Source organism: Streptomyces sp. NPDC019890 (assembly GCF_044903445.1).
GTDB lineage: Bacteria > Actinomycetota > Actinomycetes > Streptomycetales > Streptomycetaceae > Streptomyces.
The window spans coordinates 174,541-192,881 of sequence record NZ_JBJDQK010000001.1 but is presented as its reverse complement, the minus strand read 5'-3'; the positions used below and the strand labels follow the sequence as shown (position 1 = coordinate 192,881).

12 protein-coding genes are annotated in these 18,341 nt (G+C 68.0%); 4 read left to right on the top strand and 8 right to left on the bottom strand.

Features of this window, described 5'->3' with window-relative positions; all coding sequences use genetic code 11:
- The first annotated feature begins 78 nt into the window (after window positions 1-78).
- Entirely contained in the window at window positions 79-2,004 is a 1,926-nt protein-coding gene (locus ACI2LP_RS00805; protein WP_404722376.1) for a DUF262 domain-containing protein, read from the top strand.
- Window positions 2,005-2,028: 24 nt separating this feature from the next.
- On the opposite strand, the gene ACI2LP_RS00800 is transcribed toward ACI2LP_RS00805, so the two are convergent.
- The 4 genes from ACI2LP_RS00800 to ACI2LP_RS00785 all read right to left on the bottom strand — a co-directional run bounded on the left by ACI2LP_RS00800 (window position 2,029) and on the right by ACI2LP_RS00785 (window position 6,832).
- Window positions 2,029-2,178, bottom strand: a complete 150-nt coding sequence (locus tag ACI2LP_RS00800; RefSeq protein ID WP_404722375.1) for a hypothetical protein — start codon at window positions 2,176-2,178, stop codon at window positions 2,029-2,031.
- A 255-nt stretch (window positions 2,179-2,433) separates the two neighbouring features.
- Window positions 2,434-4,584 carry a UvrD-helicase domain-containing protein gene (locus tag ACI2LP_RS00795; protein ID WP_404722374.1) on the bottom strand — a complete coding sequence of 717 codons (2,151 nt, stop codon included), beginning with the start codon at window positions 4,582-4,584 and terminating at the stop codon, window positions 2,434-2,436.
- A 48-nt stretch (window positions 4,585-4,632) separates the two neighbouring features.
- Window positions 4,633-6,186, bottom strand: coding sequence for a protein kinase (locus tag ACI2LP_RS00790; protein WP_404723027.1), 1,554 nt, complete (start codon window positions 6,184-6,186; stop codon window positions 4,633-4,635).
- Window positions 6,187-6,388: 202 nt separating this feature from the next.
- Window positions 6,389-6,832, bottom strand: a complete 444-nt coding sequence (locus ACI2LP_RS00785) for an ATP-binding protein (RefSeq protein ID WP_404722373.1) — start codon at window positions 6,830-6,832, stop codon at window positions 6,389-6,391.
- A 120-nt stretch (window positions 6,833-6,952) separates the two neighbouring features.
- Between ACI2LP_RS00785 and ACI2LP_RS00780 the strand changes: the two genes are divergently transcribed.
- Window positions 6,953-7,807 carry a helix-turn-helix domain-containing protein gene (locus ACI2LP_RS00780; RefSeq protein ID WP_404723026.1) on the top strand — a complete coding sequence of 285 codons (855 nt, stop codon included), beginning with the start codon at window positions 6,953-6,955 and terminating at the stop codon, window positions 7,805-7,807.
- Window positions 7,804-8,010, top strand: coding sequence for a DUF397 domain-containing protein (locus ACI2LP_RS00775; RefSeq protein WP_351812801.1), 207 nt, complete (start codon window positions 7,804-7,806; stop codon window positions 8,008-8,010). The genes ACI2LP_RS00780 and ACI2LP_RS00775 overlap by 4 nt, the downstream gene beginning before the upstream one ends.
- Window positions 8,011-8,069: 59 nt before the next feature.
- On the opposite strand, the gene ACI2LP_RS00770 is transcribed toward ACI2LP_RS00775, so the two are convergent.
- The 4 genes from ACI2LP_RS00770 to ACI2LP_RS00755 form a co-directional block, all read right to left on the bottom strand.
- Window positions 8,070-11,252 carry a type I restriction endonuclease subunit R gene (locus ACI2LP_RS00770; protein WP_404722372.1) on the bottom strand — a complete coding sequence of 1,061 codons (3,183 nt, stop codon included), beginning with the start codon at window positions 11,250-11,252 and terminating at the stop codon, window positions 8,070-8,072.
- Window positions 11,249-12,313 carry a restriction endonuclease subunit S gene (locus tag ACI2LP_RS00765; protein WP_404723025.1) on the bottom strand — a complete coding sequence of 355 codons (1,065 nt, stop codon included), beginning with the start codon at window positions 12,311-12,313 and terminating at the stop codon, window positions 11,249-11,251. Before ACI2LP_RS00765 ends, ACI2LP_RS00770 begins: the two co-directional genes overlap by 4 nt.
- 179 nt (window positions 12,314-12,492) lie before the next feature.
- Complete coding sequence (locus ACI2LP_RS00760; protein ID WP_404722371.1) at window positions 12,493-14,484, bottom strand: N-6 DNA methylase; 1,992 nt, start codon at window positions 14,482-14,484, stop codon at window positions 12,493-12,495.
- Window positions 14,485-14,645: 161 nt separating this feature from the next.
- Window positions 14,646-16,820: an N-6 DNA methylase gene (locus ACI2LP_RS00755; protein ID WP_404722370.1), complete on the bottom strand. Its 2,175-nt coding sequence runs from the start codon at window positions 16,818-16,820 to the stop codon at window positions 14,646-14,648.
- Between the two features lie 278 nt (window positions 16,821-17,098).
- Here ACI2LP_RS00755 and ACI2LP_RS00750 point away from each other — a divergent pair, with 278 nt between their 5' ends.
- A complete protein-coding gene (locus ACI2LP_RS00750) occupies window positions 17,099-18,331 on the top strand; it encodes a DNA sulfur modification protein DndB (RefSeq protein WP_404722369.1) in 1,233 nt (410 codons plus the stop codon).
- The last annotated feature ends 10 nt before the right edge of the window (window positions 18,332-18,341 follow it).

Below are 18,341 nucleotides of genomic sequence, written 5' to 3'. Positions count from 1 at the left end.
GTTCCGCTCGGCCGCAGTTGGCCCTTCTCGGCAGTTGATAGCGTGTGTGTGGCGGAGCACACACAGGCTGGGGGCAGCATGGGGTTGGCAAACCAAAAGATCGCTTCTCAAATCGAGGACCTGCTGCAGGGCAAGGTCGTCATCCCCTCCATCCAGCGCGACTTCGTCTGGATGAGGCCCGACGTACGCGATCTCTTCGATTCCCTCTACCGGGGCTACCCCGTCGGTGCCCTGCTGCTGTGGAAGACCAATCTGACCGTCCCCTTCAAGACGGCTGCCGTTGTCCAGGCCGACAAGTCGGCGCACCAGCCTCTCTACCTCCTGGACGGGCAACAGCGGTTGACCTCCCTGGCCTGGGTGTACCGGCCGGAGTCGAAGGCGGACGGCCGGCTCATCGACCTGCGCTTCGACGTACGCACCGAGGAGTTCGTCAACCCGAGCGCGATCCAAGGCAAGGACCCGCTCCTGTTCCCCGTTTCCACCTTGCTGCAGGAGAACGTGCAGTACCACGAGGTGCTCAAAGCAGCCGGGATCGACTACTCCGCCCCGCAGTTCGGCGCATGGATGCAGCGCCTGCAGAAGGTGCATGACATCCGCAAGCAGGAGATCGCCGTCATCACCTACGAGTCCGACGACTACGAGGAGGTCGCCGAACTCTTCGCCCGGTTGAACAAGGGCGGTCGAAGGCTCTCCAAGGGTGACCTCGTCTACAGCGCCATCGCGGCGCGCTGGTCCGACGGCCTGGACACCATGGACGCCTTCCACCAGGAGCTGCGGGACAGCAACTTCGCCCTGAACAGGGAAGCCGTCCTGCGTCTCACGAGCCTTCTGGCGGGAACCGGCGCCCATCACATCAAGCTCATCGGGGCGGACATGGACGAAGCCGCTCTGAAGGAGGCCTGGCACGCCACCGAGAGGGCGCTGCGCTTCGCCATCGACTTCCTGAAGGGCGAGTGCGCGATCCCCCGGTCCGAGGTGCTCTCGTCGCCGAACGTCACCATCGTGCCCGCCCTGCTGCTGCACCACCGGGACGGCAAACTGCGTCCGGGGGAGGCTCAGCTGCTGCGCCGCTGGGTGTACACGGCGATGGCGTTCAGCCACTACTCGCTACAGGTCGAGGGCAAGCTCGACGCGGAGGCAAGGCTGATCAAATCGCGTGAGGGAGAGGGCCTATTCGCCGAACTCATCCGCCGTGCCTCCGGCACCCGGTCCCGGGACAGCGCCCTCCATCCGAGGGATCTGGAGCAGAAGTACTCCACGCATCCCTTCTTCAAACTGCTCTACATCGCCGCGTTGCGGAGCACGGCGCGGGACTGGGCGACCAACATCGCCATCAGCGACCAGCCGATGAGCAGCGGCGCCAAGATCGAATTCCATCACGTGTTCCCGCGCGCCCGAGTCCAGGGGACATACGCGAAGGAGGAGTGGAACAGCCTCGCCAACCTTGCCTTCGTCACCGGTCAGACGAACAAGATGATCTCCTCCAGGCTGCCCGTCGACTACATGGCGGGGATCGCGTCGGAGCGCCTGGCCGAGCAGTGGATCCCCGGCGATCCGGAGTTGCGGTCCCTGGACCGTTTCCCCGACTTCCTGGCCGCACGCCGGAGTTTGCTGGCCAACGTCCTCAACGAGCTGCTGGGTCTTCCCCGCTACGACGCACAGGCCACCCACCGGGACGCCGACGAGCTGCCTGCCGACGAGCAGCTGATCGTGGATGGCCCGACCGCACCCATGCTCGTCGGGGCGGAGGTCCAAGAGCTTCGCACGAAGCACGGTGTTGAGATCCACGCGACCTACGAAGGCCGGCGAGTCGACGCCTACTACGATCCCGCGTCCCGCGTCGTGAGGATCCCCTCCGGTCCGGGGCGAGGCGAGTACGAGACTCCCAGCGGGGCGGCGGTCGCCTTGGTCCATGCTCTGAACCCGCACGTCAATCCGAATCGGAACGGATGGAACTTCTGGACCGTCACTGCAACGGGACGGTTGTTGCAGAGCATTCGGTAGTGGACGGCCCCTCCATCCGCCTGCCTACGTCAGGCCTCCGCGCTTGTGAGGTTTGACGTAGGTGTGTCCCTTCGGCAGCTGATGAGTCCCGGTCAGGCCAGCGCTGCGATGAGCTTCGGCGTACGCGGCCTGGGCCGTATGGCTGGCCTGCTTGCCCAGGTGCTCGATCTTCATCAGGTGCCCCGCGACGCCGTGCCGTGAAGAGGCGCTCGGCAGGTGGACGACCCGCTGCTTCTTCGGCTTGGGCAGTACGAAGGGCGTGTAGCAGGCGAGGCGGACGGGTCTCTCGCCCGGACGGGCCGGAAAGTGAAGAACGCCGTCGGCCGCGCAGCTTCCTGTTTCCGTGCCCGTGTCCTGTGCGGGACACGAAGCTCTGACGAAGAGTCTGCCTGACCCATGTCGGCAGAACCAGACAGTGAGGAACTCGCTTTACACTCCCGCCTCCACCAGGAACGGACTGGGCTTGCCCGACCAGGAGACGTACAGGCTGTCGCGGGCCCTTGTGCAGGCGACGAACAGCAGGCAGCGTTCCGACAGCATGTCCGTCTCGTGCTGCTTGGGGTCCACCTCGGGCGGCGTGACCGCCTTAGGGAACGGCAGCGCGTCCTCGGTGACGCCGATGACCGCGACGCAGCGGAACTCCAGGCCCTTGAACGAGTGCATGGTCCCGACGCGCACGGTCGTCCCGTCCTGGGTGGAGGCGTCGGAGGCGCGCAGGGTGGCGGCAGGAACGCCGGAGTCCTTCAGGCGGGCGACCGCCTTCGCGCACGTCTTGTTGAACCGGGCGCTGACCCCGATCTCCCCGGCGCCGACACCCGCGTCCATCCACGCCTTCACCTGCTCAACGAGCAGGTCCAGTTCGGCCTCCTCGGTCGACGCGTCCCGTACGACGGGGCCGTCGCCGTGGAGGGCGGAGCGGTAACCGAGCAGGGTCTCGTTGCGGCCCTCGTCCTCCAGCTGGGCGATCGGGCGGCCGATCAGCAGGGCGGTGGACCAGCGCAGGATCTCCTGGGTGCTGCGGTAGTTCTTGCGCAGCTTCACCGACCGTCCGGCCACCTTGATGCCCAGCGACTTCAGCGACACCCGCGAGTCGTAGATGCGCTGGTGCGGATCGCCCGCGATGAACAGGTCGTCCGGGCGGGTGGGAACGGCCGCGCGCAGCAGCCTCCACTGCGCAGGGTGGAGGTCCTGCGCCTCGTCCACCACGACGTGCCGGTACGGCGGCCCCTTAGCCTCCAGCAGCCGTGCCGCCTCCGCGCACGTCTGCAGCCAGGTCCGGGCCCCGTCCGCGGCCAGGTCGGCCGTGAACCGCTCCACCGTCTCCCACACCAGCGGCCGCTCGGCGGTTGTCAGCCGGCTGCCCCGTCCCCGCCGGTCCGCCGCCTCGTACTGGGCCAGGGTGGTGATGCCCTGCGCCAGGACGACATGCCGGTACTCCTGGGCGAGGAACTGCGCGCTGCCGGTGAAGCCCGTCACCTTGGCGGCCTTGCCCCAGCGGCTCACCTCCTCGTTGTTCATCAGCGGCCGCAGCGGGACCGCGTCCGGTGCCTCCGCGACGACCCGGCTCGCGAAGCCGTCGACGGTGGACGTGTCCACGCGTGCGCGCAGCTCCGGGTCGTCCACCAAGGACTCAAGGCCCGATCGGAGTGCACCCACGAGCGCGTTGGTGTAGGTGGTGAGGAGGATGCGGTCGCCCTCGCGCAGGTGGCCGAGCAGGTGCTTCACCCGGTGCAGCGCGACGACCGTCTTGCCGGTGCCAGGCCCGCCCGTGACCTGCGCGGGGCCCGAGTACGACGCCCGGGAGGCCACCTTCCGCTGGGAGGGGTGCAGGAACACCCGCCAGGCCGCGAAGGGCTTCTCGAGGATGTCCCGCAGCTCCTCGGGAGCCGTCACCAGCGCGATGCGCGCCCGGGTGTACTGGATCGCGGTCTCGTAGTCCCGCGTGTCCACCGGCTGCGTGGACGCCTGAAGCGCCGGTGCCACGATGTCCTGCCAGACCTCCTCCACCGTGCAGCCCGCGGCCAGGTACTGCAGCACCTCCCGCTGGTCCTGCGGCAGCAGCGGTGCGAAGACGTCCAGCTGCTCCTGGTCGACGAGCGACCGGGCCTGCCGCAGTGTCTCGTCGTCGATGCCGAGAGCCTTCAGGTCCCCGTCGGAGAACTTCGCGAACAGCCGGGGCTTCGGCGACGACTCGGCCACCCGCTCATAGGCCGGCGTGATCTCGTCCAGGGTCGCCGCGTCCCGGATCTCGACCGCGCGCGTGACCTCGTTGATGCTGGACTTCTGCTTCATGGCCCAGGCGATGGCCTTGTCGTGAGCCATCACCCTCAGCAGGACGAAGGTGTCCCCGGAGGGCGGTGCGAGCACCACACCACGCCAGAACTGGTCGATGCGGATCGTCCGGATCTGCTTGTCCTTCGCCTTCACGAGGCTTTCCAGCTTCAGACCCTGATCCTGGAAGAGCTGGTCCAGAGTGAGCCGGTTGAACTTCTCCCAGGCGTCGAGCACACCCTTTCTCACCGGGGGCTGGAGCTTGGGGAGTTCAGCGAAGAAACCGATGTCGAAGGCGAGCTGCGGCATGCGGAGATCCTAGTGCCCTGGCCGCCCGCGGTGCGGGCAAAGGCCAGGTCAGGCCGAGGAACCGGCACTGTCGCCGTCGAGATCCAGACGGATCACCGCCAGGGTCTCGGCCACCTCGGCGGTCAGCTCGTCGTCCGGGCCGAACACCACGCACAGGTCCGTGTGCAGCGGCTCCAGGACGTCGTACGCCTCCGCCGCCCGCTGCTGGGCCAGCAACAGCATGCCGATGTCGCGGCGCAGCTCCACCGCGTTCTCGCTCACGTCACCGTCGACGGCGCGGACGGCGTCGAGCACGCCGTGCAGCCCGGCCAGCGCCTCGGTCACCTGGCCGAGTTCGCCGCGGCAGCGCGCCGCCTGGGCCCGGCAGTCCAGGGCCTCCTCGCTGCTCGGCCCGCTGACACGCCCATACGCGTCCGTCAGCGCCTCGAACTCCGGCAACGCGGACCGGTGATCACCCGCAAGCTGACGGCTGAACGCCCGGCGCCTGCGGAGCGCGAGGACCGCCTTGCTCTCCGCGCCGAGCACCCGGGCGGCCGCCTCGATCATCTCGCCGACCACTTCGGCCGCCTGCGAGAAGCGGTCCTCGTCCCATAGCGCGGCGCAGTGCTCGTACACCTCGCGGATCTGCTCCCGCAGCTCGTCACGCTGGGCGGGCGGCAGCACGGGTGCCGGAACCGCGTCCGGCCCGGCGCCGGCCGCGTTCTGCCGCGCGCCCGTGGCTCCGGCGCGCGAGCGGGGCGCGTAGGGGCGGCGGAAGATCCCGGTCGGGTCGGGTGCCCCGGCGAGCCCCGCCGCCTCGGGTTCGAACTCCTCGCCGGACACCGGCAGGAAGGGGCGCAGCCGCTCGTACACCTCCTGCACGTCCGCCGGGCGCGCCTCGGGCGCCTTGCGGAGCAGGTGCAGGACGAGTTCTTCCAGTGACTCCGGTACGTCGGCCCGCAGCCGGCGCAGCGGCACGGGGGCCGCGTTGACGTGCTGCATCATCAGTTGCCACTCGCTGTCCCCCGCGAACAGCGGCTGTCCGCACAGCAGTTCGTGCAGGACGCACCCGAGCGCGTACAGGTCTGTGCGTGGTGTCACCCGGGCGCTGCGCACCTGCTCCGGCGCCATGTACTGGTATGTGCCGACCGGGCTGCCTGTGGCGGTCAGCTTGGTGACGTCCGTGCGCAGGATCGCCGCGATGCCGAAGTCCAGCACCTTCACCGTGCCGTCCCGGGCGACGAGGATGTTGCTGGGCTTCAGGTCGCGGTGGACGACGGGCACGTCGTGCGCGTACGACAGCACGGTCGCCACCTGCGCCGCCACGGCCACCGCCCAGCTGACGGGGAGCGGCGGTCGGTCCGGGCTCACGTACGCGGTCAGTGGCACGCCGTCGACCAGTTCCATCACCAGGAACAGCTGCTCGTACGACTCGTCGAGCACCGCGTCGAACACCTGGGGCACACCCGGGTGCTGGATGCGCGCGGTGACCCGGGCCTCGCGCCGGAACCGCTTCGCGAACTCCTCCGCCAGATGCGGCGACGTCACGGCCTGCGGACGAATCAGCTTCACGGCGACCGGCCGGTCCAGCACGGCGTCGTAGCCGCGCCACACGTCCCCCATGCCCCCGTGACTGAACTGCTCCAGCAGCTCGTAGCGCCCCGCGATTCGTCGTCCGTCCGGCACCTGGTCCTGGCCCCCGCCCGCGTCGAGTGTCCGAAGACGACTTCAGAGGTCTTCAGAGGTCTCCGATGTGTTCGAGGATCAGTCTTCCGGGCGAGGGCGTGCGCGTCCAACCTGCGGGGGTGCCGCTTGCGTGATCAGGTCATGCCGGGTAAGTGATGCACTCGGCCCAGACCGTCTTGCCGGGCCCGCCACCGGCGCGCGGCGAACAGCCCCAGCGGTCGGCCAGCGCCGCGACCAGCAGCAGGCCGCGCCCGCTTTCGCCGTCCGGTGACGGGTCGGCGGGGAGGAGGGGGACGTTTTCTCCACGGGTGTCGGTGACCTCGATCCGTACGGTGCGGGTCGACGGGGAGGCCGTCATATGCACCTGGAAGTCCCGGCCCGGGACGTGCCCGTGCTGTACGGCGTTGGCGCACAGCTCCGCGGCCACGAGCGTGACGATGTCGTGGGCGTCGCTGTCGTGCGGGACGCCCCAGGCATCCAGGCAGTGCTCGCACATGCGCCGGGCGAGGCGGGCGCCGCGCGGGGTGGAGCTGAAGCGCATCGTGAACTGGTGCACCGTGACGGGTGATTGTGTTGCAGTCATGCGCTCACGGTGGCGTGCTGTGGCCTAGCGTGACCAGTGGTGACGCGCCGCTACCAGGCCTTCGTACGGGGCGGGCGCGGGCGCTGTACGGGACGGTACGCGGGGAGAGGCGGCAAGGCGGTGACCGAGGTGCGGGACGAGGAGACGGTACGGCAGCAGAGGCGGCCGGAGGATGAGCCTGGCACGGGCGTGGTGACCGCGTTCGGGCGGCAGTTGAAGCTGCTGCGGACGCGGGCGGGGCTGGAGCGGGCGGAGTTCGGGAAGCGGGTCGGGTACTCGGGGGAAACGGTCGCGTCCATTGAGCAGGGGAGGCGGATTCCGCAGCCTCAGTTCATCGAGCAGGCGGATGAGGTGTTGGGGGCGGGTGGGGTTCTTACGGCGCTTAAGGAAGAGGTCGGGCGTGCCCAGTACCCGGCATTCTTCAGAGACATGGCTCGGTTGGAGGCCGGTGCGGTGTCCCTCCACGTCTACGGAGCCTTGGCGGTGCCGGGGTTGTTGCAGACGGAGGAGTACGCGCGGACCGTGTTCACGATGCGACGCCCGCTGCTGGATGAGGAAACGGTGGAGCAGCGCATCACGGCCCGTCTGGCGCGGCAGGAGATCTTCTCGCGCAAGCCGCTACCGACCCTTAGCTTCGTGATCGAGGAATCGGTCCTTCGGCGGCCAATCGGCGGATGGCCTGTGCTGCGGGGGCAGTTGGAACACATTCTGCTGCACGGTCAGCGGAGGAACGTCGTGATTCAGGTGATGCCCACTGGGGGAACCGAACACTGCGGCCTGGGTGGCCCGTTCACCTTGATCGAAAACCGTGAAGGGCGGAGGATGGCCTACGTTGAGGTTCAGCAGAACAGCCGCCTCTACACCGACCGTCCGGAGGTGCGGGATGCGGAGGAGCAGTACGGCATCCTCAGGGCCCAGGCCCTGACTCCCCGGGAATCGCTGGTCTTTGTCGAAGGACTCTTGGGAGGGACATGAACCACCGAGTGGATGAGCCGACGGTTCCTGAGTCGGCCTGGTTCAAGAGCAGCTACAGCAGTGGCGAGGGCGGCGAGTGCATCGAGGTTGCCGAGGCCAGCGACGCTGTATGGGTGCGTGACTCCAAGCGGCCCGCAGAAGCCAGGCTGTCCTTCGGGTCGGGGGCGTGGGCCGGCTTTGTGCGGATGGCCTCAGGTCGCTGAACGCAGACGTACGACGAGCGGGGTCCGGTGCGGCGCGCGCGCACCGGACCCCGCTCGTCTCAGAAGTCGTCCAGTCCTTCCTCCCGGCGGATCATCCGCCAGGCCGCGCGGCGAGCGCTGCGGTCGAGGTTGGACTTGAAGTCCCGGTCGGTACCGAAGTACCGCTTGCCGAGCGTGTCGATCGTGGAGACATGATCCATCATGTTCTCCTCGAACTTCTTGTCGAAGACGATCCCGAAGTTCTCCTCGTCGTTGACGACGGCCGCGGCCCGGACCTTGGGATCCTTCTTCGTCGCGTTGAAGGCCGGTAGGACGTCCTCCTCGGTGAACTCCGTACCGAACTTGGAGTTGAACTTCTCAATCAGCTCGGACAGCAGTGACTTGTCCGCGTCCTTCGCACTGCCGGCCCCGTCGCCGAAGCCCTTGAGCTCGGCGGGACCCTCGGGGTTGAGAGACACGTCGTGCTCGCCGGTCTTCTCGACGCGCAGGTGACTGAGGTCGACCTCGCCTATATCGACTCCGCCGTCGGCGAGGCGGGGGAGCCGGTTGAGGAGGTGGCGCCCGTAGAGGTGCAGGCGCTCCAACTCGGCGTCACGGTACGGGACGATCTGCGCGAGGAAGCCGTACTTGCGGACGTAGTCGTTGAGGTTGGCGCGGAACTCCTCGGCCGTCTCGACGTCGTCCTCCTCCTCGCTCTCCAGCAGGGCGGTGAAGCGGGCCACAGCGGGGGAGAGGAGCCGGTACAACTCGGCGTGCAGCTTCTCCCACTTGGACTGGACACCGCCGGCCTTCTTCTCCGCCTCGAAGTACGCGGCGACGAACTCGTTCATGTCCTGCTCCGAGATGATCGGCGCGGACATGACGCGGCTCTGGGCCGTGTAGAGGAGGTTCGGGTCGGAGGGCAGGGTGTGCGCCTCCTCGAAGTACGGGCGGAAGGCTTCCTTGATGTCCTCGGCCTCGTTGACGAAGTCGAGGACGGCGAGGTCGGCCTGGGACTTGCGTTCGGCGGTGCGGTTGAGGCGCGAGAGGGTCTGCACGGCCGCGATGCCGGTGAGCGTCTTGTTGACATACATCGTCGTGAGGAGCGGCTGGTCGAAGCCGGTCTGGTACTTCTCGGCGACGACCAGGATCCGGTACTCCTGCTGCCCCTTGCCGCCAGCCTTCGCGGCCTTGTCGTCGGCACGGGTGTAGCCGAACGCCTTCGGCAGCGCGGCCTCGGAGATGCCGCCGTTCTCCTTGACCTCCGTGGTCTCCTCACCGTCGATGGTGAGGGTGCCGGAGATCGCGACGAGCACGCCCAGATCCGGGTGCTTGGTGTCGTACTCGCGGTCGGCGATGTAACTGCGGATGGCGCGGGCCATCTGGACGGCGGAGTGACGGGAGGCCGTGACCACCATCGCCTTGGCGCGTCCGCCGAGCCGGCCGCGGGTGTGGTGGACGAAGTGCTCGACGATCACCTGGGCGTGCTGGGACACCGTGTGCTCGTGCATGAGCGCGAACCGGGCGAGCAGGCTGTTGGCCTTGGAGGGGTCGACCTCCTTCTCATCGCGGTTGAGGTTCGCGAGCTTCCAGTAGGTGTTGTAGGTGACGTAGTTGCGCAGCGGGTCGAGGATGAAGCCTTCCTCGATGGCCTGGCGCATGGAGTAGGTGTGGAAGGGGCGGTACACGGTCTTGCCGTTCTCGACGCCTTCCGTGCCGAAGAGTTCGAGGGTCTTGGACTTGGGTGTGGCGGTGAAGGCGAAGTAGGAGAGGTTGGCGGCGCGGGAGCGCGCGACCGCCTTCGCCTTGAGTTGGTCGTCCACGGTGACGGTGGTCGCGCCCTCGTCGTCCGAGTCGGCGTCCAGGCCGAGGTCGCGCAGGGCGGACTTCACGGCGGTGGCGGCGTCACCGGACTGGGAGGAGTGTGCCTCGTCGACGATGACCGCGAAGCGGGTGCCCTTGATCTCGGTGGGGTTGCGCTTGATGTAGTCGAGCAGCGCCGGGAACGAGTGCAGGGTGACGGTGACGATCTTGCCGGTGTCCCGGGAGAGGGCACGGGCGAGCTGCTCGCTCTTGGCGCCGTGCTTCTCGTCGACCTTCACGACCAGGCCGTCGGTCTGACTGAAGCTGCCGACGGTCTCCCGGAGCTGAGCGTCCAGATTCCGACGGTCCGTGATGACGATGACCTTGTCGAAGACGGGTTCGCCCGGCTTGATACGGCCCTCGGCGAGCGCATCGGGATTCAGGACGCTCGGATCCGTCCGGGCATGCAGGTCACTGAGGCGGTGGGCCAGCCAGCCGATGGTGTTCGACTTGCCCGAGCCGGCGGAGGCCATGACCAGGTAGTTCTGGCCGGCACCGTGAACGGACGCGTGCGCGGTGAGCTTCTTGACCACGTCCCACTGGTGGAAGCGAGGGAAGACCGTCGACTTGGTGGTGCCGCCGCCAGGCGTCTCGTGCCTCTGCTGGTGCACGAAACGCTGGAGGAGGTCGAGCCAGTTGTCCCGCTGCCAGACCTGTTCCCAGAGGTAGGAGGTGGCGTACGTGCCGTGGGCGGTGGGCGCGGGGTTGCCGGACCCGCCGGGCTGACCGGGGCCGTTCGAGCCGGTGTTGAAGGGCAGAAACTGGGTGTTCTTGCCGCGCAGTTGCGGGGTGACGAAGATCAGGTCCGGGTCGACGGCGAAGTTCGCAATGACGCGACGCGTGAAGATCGGCTCGGTCGGGTCCCGGTCGGTCCGGTACTGCTCCTTGGCCTGCTCCACGCCCTGCCCGGTGAGCGGGTTCTTCAACTCGGCCGTGGCGACGGGGATGCCGTTGAGGAACAGGGTGAGGTCAAGGCGGTGGCCCCAGTCGGCCTGCTTGGTGGCGTAGGGGAGTTCCCGGACGACGGTGAGGCGGTTGGCCCGGTAGCCGTTGAGGACGGAATCGGCGGAGATGAGGTTGGGCTTGAAGTAGGCGACGCGGAGACGGACCCCGCGGTCCTTGACCCCGTTACGGAGGACGTGGAGCAGCCCGTCGTCGGCGATGGCCCGGTCGAGGCGCTGCGCGAAACCACGCTGCGCCTCGTTGGGGTTGCCGCCGTAGACGGTGAGCAGTTCGATCCACTCGTCGGGCTGGGTGGCGCCGATGAAGGTGAACAACTCGTTGGTGTCCAGGCCGAGGTCGGGCTGGTAGTCCTCCGGGTTCGCCTCCCGCCATCCGCGTTCGCAAAGTGCAGCAACGATGGCGGACCCGAAGGACGACTCGTCGTGCACGGGGCTCATGCGGAGACCCCCTCGGTTACGTTGCGTCCGCTGGCGGTGGTTACATCGAACTGGCCGGTTACGGCGGCGGTGATGAGGGCGTGTCGGCGTTCAGCAGCCAGTGACGCGGAGCGCTCAATCGCCGAGCGCAAAGGAATCAACTGGCTGATCCAGTTGCTGATTTCCAACTGTTCGGCTGCAGGCACCTCAGGAATGGGAATGCGACCAAAAAGGTCCCAATTGCGGAAGTCGACAGCCCGCTCGCGAGTGCTGATCGCGAAATTGCCCAAATAGCCCTGAAGGGCTAGCAGCCTCAGAAGTCGTCCCATAAAGCGGGCATCGCTGTCGCCCTTAGGGACGCATACGTGGTAGACGGGGCTGCAATTGCCACTGGCCTCGGATGTACCTATGGCTCCAGCGAAGCCGTCAAGGCCGTGCACCACAACGTCCCCAACCTGAACGTACTGCCCCTGAGGTGTGGTGCTAGAAGAGAGCGTATAGCCATCTGCGCGCCGCGCAGCGCGTTCCGTTACCTGGCCATCGCGGTATGCGGTGATGACACCAACACCTGCCATCGGTGGACGAGTTACCTTGGTCAGAAATCTACGAATGGGCAGTGCGCGCGTTCCTGTGGCAGGGGTCACGAGCGCACTAGCTCCTACGTGGCGGAGGACTCGACTGTCGATGCGCTCATTGAGCAGGGTGACCAGGTGCTGCTTCTTCGAGACCAAGGCGTCAATCTTGCCAACCTCGGAATCGAGATAGTCCGCGATTCGACGCTGCTCAGGCATTGATGGTAGGGGAATCTCTAGCGTAGCTAGCTTCTCTGCCGTTAGGTGTGGAATTGTAGCCTTATTGCACAAGAAATCGAGCCAGTCGCTACTGTGTAGGGCCCGCATAACATACCAAAGGTGTCTGATGTCGGATCCGTGGAGGGGGCGAGCTCTGTGTACTGACTTCTCGAAGATGGCACCCTCGGGGCCGCTATAAATAGCTGCTCGTCCTACGTCGCCACCTTCGCAAATCAGTAGGTCGCCCGGACGGACCGCCAGGTCGCGACGGTCGCTGGGGCTTGCCCACATGCGAATGTCGGAGTTGGTTTGAACGCCCTTCCATTGGATCGACACAGATTTAAAATAGGGAACTTCGGTGTCCAGGTCGCTATCCGGGGACCCTTGGAACATCTTTCCTAGGGTGATGTTAAAGGCGCGTTTCACCGCAGTAGTCGGGTATCGAACCTGCCCCAGCCATGGAATTGTAGTCACTTTGTCACCTCCCCCAGCAGCCTCTGAATCTCGGTCTCCACACTCTTCAACTCCAGGTCGATATCATCCAAGGGGCGTGGTGGTTGATAGATGTAGAAGTGTCGTGTGACGGGAATCTCGTACCCGATTTTTGTCTTGCTGTGGTCGATCCATGTGTCTGGCATGTGCGGACAAACTTCCCGCTTCAGGTATTCTTCGACATCCTCACCCAACGGCACGTTCTCGTAGTCCCGAAGCTCCGCATCCGGCTCAGGCTGCCCCTTGACGAACTGCACCTCGCCCTCCGGGTCCCGCACCCCGACCACATCCCGCAGCGCCTTGTTGAACGGCGCCCCCGTCGGCCACGTCCCGCCGGCCTGCACCACTGCGTCCTTCAGGGCGAGCCAAGCCTCCTGCTTCTTGTCCCAGCTCGTGCCCATCAAGGACTTGAAGGCATCCGTCAGTACCGGAGCCTGCGGCAGCTTCTGGATCGCCTTGGACGCCTCCAGCGCCGTCAGCGTCTCCTCCGTCACCTCGAACCGCAGCTTCAGCGGACGTTCCACCGTGATCCGCTGGTACCCGAAGTCCTCGTTCGCGAAGACCTTGACCTTCCCGTGCAACGGATGCTCCGCATCCCCCGCCACGGTCAGCGCCTCCCCGTACAACTTGACGAGCTCGGTGATGTGCTCCTTGCCCAGAGCCTTGCGCTTGTCGCCCAGCGACTTCCGCATCTTCTGCCACTGGTCGCGCGCGTCCAGCAGTACGACCTTGCCCTTCTGATCCGGGCTCTTCCTGTTCGTCAGGATCCAGAAGTACGTAGAGATACCGGTGTTGTAGAACAACTGGTCCGGCAGCGCGACGATGCCCTCCAGCCAGTCGTTCTCCAGGATCCAGCGCCGGATCTCCGACTCACCCGACCCCGCCGCACCCGTGAACAACGGCGAACCGTTGAAGACGATCGCGAGCCGGGAACCGCCACCGCCGTTCACATCCACCGGCTTCATCTTCGAGATCATGTGCTGGAGGAACAGCAGCGACCCGTCGTTGATCCGCGGCAGTCCCGCCCCGAACCGGCCGGCCTCGCCCAGCGCCTTGTGCTCGTGCTCGACCTCGTCTTGGACCTTCTTCCACTCCACGCCGAACGGCGGGTTCGCCAGCATGTAGTCGAAGGACTTCCGTGCGTGCCCGTCATCGGAGAACGAGTTACCGAAGGCGATGTTCTCCGGGTCCTGCCCCTTGATCATCAGGTCGGACCGGCAGATCGCCCACGACTCGGGGTTGAGCTCCTGCCCGTATACCTCGACCGTGGCGTCCGGGTTCAGCTCCGTGATCAGGTCGTCCATCGCCGAGAGCATGCCGCCCGTGCCGCAGGCCGGGTCGAGGACCGTGCGCACCGCGCCCGGGAGCTGCAACGCGTCCCCGTCCGGAGCGACCAGCAGCCGCACCATCAGCTGGATGACCTCGCGGGGCGTGAAGTGCTCACCGGCCGTCTCGTTCGACTGTTCCGCGAAGCGGCGGATCAGCTCCTCGAAGATGTAACCCATGTTGTGGTTGGGCACGACCTCCGGACGCAGGTCCAGGTCCGTGAACTTGCCGATGACCTTGTAGAGCAAATCGGCGTCGTCCAGCCGCTTGATCTGCTGCGCGAACTCGAACCGGTCCAGCACGCCTCGCGCGTTGTCGGAGAACGCCCCCACGTACACCAAAAGGTTCTGCGCCGCGTTCTTCGGGTCTCCGGCGATCTTCTTCAGGGTCAGGCCGGACCTGTTGTAGAAGGAGTGGCCCGAGGCCCGCCGCAGGAAGCGGTCCGGGTCGATGCCACTCTCCTTGTGCTGCTCCGCGATCTCCGCGACCTTCTCGCGGGTCGGCTCGAGCACGCACTCCAGTCGCCGCAGCACCGTGAACGGCAGGATGACCTTGCCGTAGTCGGACTGCTTGTAGTCCCCCCGCAGGAGGTCGGCGACGGACCACGCGTGGTTCGCCAACTCCGTGTGCTTACTGCTGTTCAACTGGATCCCCGGATTCCTTCCGAAATGTCCCGACCCCACCGCCCGAGCCGAGCCGCGTTGAGTAGCTGGCCGGAGCGGTCTGACAAGTGTGGTCCATGTGTGGAGGCCTGCGTGCCGAATGGGGCGAATCGCCACCCGGCCGCGACCTCCGGCCGCGTACCTCAGCCGTCTCCCGGCGACGGCAGCAACTGCCCGCCCGTGAGCCCGCCCGCCAGCAGTCGCGCCGTCTCCTCCGCCAGCAGGGTTGCCCGCCGCGCCTCCGTCCGGAGCGCGTGCACGTGCCGGAACGCCTCCCCATAGCGCCGCTGCTCCTCCAGCGGCAGTAGCGGTACGCGCAGCCGGCCCGGGCTGACCGTAAGGACCGTGCTGCCCGTCGACGCGCCCGCGATGTTCTCCTCCGCGCCCAGGAACCCGGCGAGGAACCAGGCGTCCAGGCGTGCAGGGTCCGGGCGGAAGAGGTGGACCTGCGGGCCGGGCAGTGCGCCGACGTCCTTCTCGCCCGCGACCCGGGCCATGGGGCCGTCCGTGCTCGCGACCGCTCGTACGAGGACGTCCCCGACGGCGATCACGGGTGACGTGTCGTCGTACAGCCCCATCGGCTCTCCCGTGGGACCCGACCCGGTCGCGATGTCCGTGCCGGTGAGGACCGCCCGTGTCTCCGGTCTCCCGCTCTCACCGCTCGCGGCCTGTGCCCGCGTGCGCACGCTGTCCGGCACCGGGCGGAGCAGGGTGAGTGCTCCACCCCGCGAGAGGTCGGAGGCCGTCGCCGTCCGCCACTCGCGCGCACCGGCGCCCGCGGCGCTCCAGTTCTCGCGACCGGCTGCCCGCGCAAGGGACTTCGCGGCCTTCACGAGGTCCTGGCGCGTGGCATCGACCGCGGCCGACAGTTTCGCCGGGTCGATCTCCGTCCGTGACGCCCGGACCAGTCGCGCCGGGGTCAGGTCCACCAGGTCGTCCAGCAGGTCCACCACCCCGACCGCGTGCGCGAGACCCGGTTCGCCCTCGAAGGCGTCCGGGTTCTCCGCGAACGCCCGCCACGCGCCCAGGGCGTGCGCGGTGATCCCCTTCCAGTCCAGGGAGGCGGACCGGCTCCCGCCCCGCGTCCACGCGGTCACCGCCGTCCCACCGCGCCCGGCTGCCGTCGCCGTAACCGTCGCCGTGTCCGCCGCCGTGTCCACGAACAGCACCGACTTGTGCTCCGGGCCGCCCGGTTCGGGCCGTTGCAGCACCCACACCTGGAGCCCGACGTGCAGCGGCACCGACGCGCCGGCCGGCAGTGCGATCACCGCGCGCAGGGCCCCGCTGCGTACCAGCTCCGCCCGTACCCGGCGCCCCGACGCGCGGCCGGCCGTGGCGGGCGGCAGGAGCAGGGCGGCGTGACCGCCCGGGGTGAGGTGGGCGAGCGCGTGCTGCACCCACGCCAGCTCCGACTCGGCGCGCGCCGGGACGCCGTACGCCCAGCGTGGGTCGTACGCCAACTCGTCGTGGCCCCAGTCGCGCACGCCGTAGGGCGGATTGCACAGCACCGCGTCGGCGAGTAGATCGGGGAAGGCGTCCGCGCGGAGACTGTCGGCGGCGTGCACGGTGACCTTGGCTTCCGGAGCCGTCAGCATCAGGCTCACGGCGCTGCGCAGGGCCTGCACGGGCAGGTTGTCCTGGCCGTACAGCTCACGAGCTCCCCGCCGGGCGGCAGCCTCCAGGAGGGTGCCGCTGCCGCAGGCCGGGTCGAGGACGCGGGCCGTCGATCCGGGGATCAGGGCGGCCAGCAGGTCCGCAAGCGGTTCCGGGGTCCGGTACGCGCCGGACGCGGCGCTGTCCTCCAGCTCCCGCTCGGCGAGCACGCCGAGTGCGGCCTGGCCGCCGTCGTCGCGTACACAGGCGTACAGCGCACGCAGCACCGCCGCGTCGTCCGCCTTGAAGTGGACGGCGCCCGCGCTCGGTACGGCGTCGGCCGCGGTGGCCACGTCGCGCTGGGCGTGGGTGACGAGGTCCGGGTCCGGCAGCTGTGCGGCGGCCGTCAGCTCCTCCGGTGAGCGGCCCGCCGCCGCCAGGACGAGGAGAAGGAGGTCCGACGTTCCGCCGCCGCTCTGCGCGCGCAGGCGGAGGGTCGTCCGCAGCTCCTCCGAGGGGTTCGCCGCCGAGACGTGGCCGCGTGAGGCGAGCCAGGCGCGCACCGACTCCAGGTCGTACAGGGGGCTGCTGTCCGTGCCCCCGGACGGCGCCGGGAAGTCGTCGTGCCGGCGTCGCCAGTTGCTGACGGTGGCGCGCGTGACGCCCGCGATGCGGGAGATCTCGGCGGCTGTCACCTGGGCGGATGGTGCGGGGGGCTGCGGCATGGATGTGGTCCTGGCTCCGATGGTCGGCGTGGTTACACCGTACAGCACGAGTCAACTTCTGCAAGCTGTTGGACAGTGCTTTCACTGTCATGCTTTCATGTAATCGCTTCCGCCGGTGAGCGGTACTCCCCGGCGCGAAGCGTGACTTCCCTTGCCATAGCCATGTCCTTGAGCGCCCAGCGCCCTGTCCTGCGCCAACCGCTCCCGGCCGGATGCCGGGGGACCTGCGGCGCCTCAGGGCCAGCGAGCCCGATCGACCACCACACAGGGGGAAACTCATGCGCCTGACCATGCCGAGCGGCAGCCCGGAAGGAATCCCGCTCACCGTCATGCCGTTCCGCGAGGACGCGGTCATCGGCACCATGTCCCTCGCGACGCTGGTGCGTCTCGTGCCGTCCCCGCGTCAGGAGGAGGACCCGCGTGCCCTCAAGGCCGCGTCGGGGCACGACCGGCGGCACGCCGAGCTGCGCGCGACCGTGCAGCGGACACTGAAGTCCCAGAAGGGCAAGAACATCCCGGCCTACGCCGAGTACATCGCCGCCGGCATCCTCGGCAAGCACGGCTCTGCCTGGTCCATGCCACCGATCACGCTCTGGCACGCGGGCGAGATCGCCGCGATGAGCGACGAGCTGGTCACCGACTCGGGCCTGCGGACGCTGACCGTCGCCCCGGACGCCATCGTGATCGCCATCGACGGCGAGACCCAGACGACCGCCTGGCACGACATCTACCAGGACCCGGAGGCCCTCGGCCTCACCTACGCCGAGCTCAGCCGGCGGGTCCGCATCCCGTTCGAGCTCTACCTGGGAATCTCCCCGGCGGACGCGCGGCAGATCTTCTACGACCGCAACGTCAAGGGCGTCAACGTCGCCAAGAACCTGGCCATGTCCATGGACCAGCGCGACTTCGCCACCCGCCTCGCCTACGTCGTCGGCGAAAAACTCGAGGTTGAGTCGGACGGTCGGCGGATGCCGTTCGGCAAGCTGGTCAACGCCGGCAAGCGGCAGCTCGCCAAGACCGACAAGGAGGTCGTGACGCTGTCCGCGCTGCGGGCGCTGATCGTCACCACCGTCTTCGGCGGCAAGGGTGTGGAGTACTCGGCGGCCAACGTCCACGAGGGCAACCTGCCGTCCAACACCGACGCCGACGAGGTGGAGACGGTCGTCGTCCGTCTGGTGTCCCGGCTGATCGGGGGCCGCTTCCCGCACTTCGCCCGGCGCAGCGCGATCACGGCCCCGGCCGTGATGGCAGGCCTCGGCGTCATGCTGCACCGCGCGACCCCGTGGTGCGGCCCCGGTGATGCCATGAGCTACGAGACGGTCGAGCACCTGCTCGCCGACGTCCGCTGGGAGCGCGAACCCGCCTACTGGGACGGCGTCTGCGCCAGCGTCGGCTCCTCAGGCCGGCTCAACTTCAGTGGCGGCGTGAAGGACTCCGCCGGCCGCGTCGCGGGCGCGCTCCTCGACCCGCACGGCGAGTCGGGCCGGAAGATCCGGGGGCTGTGGAGTTGAACAGGTCTGC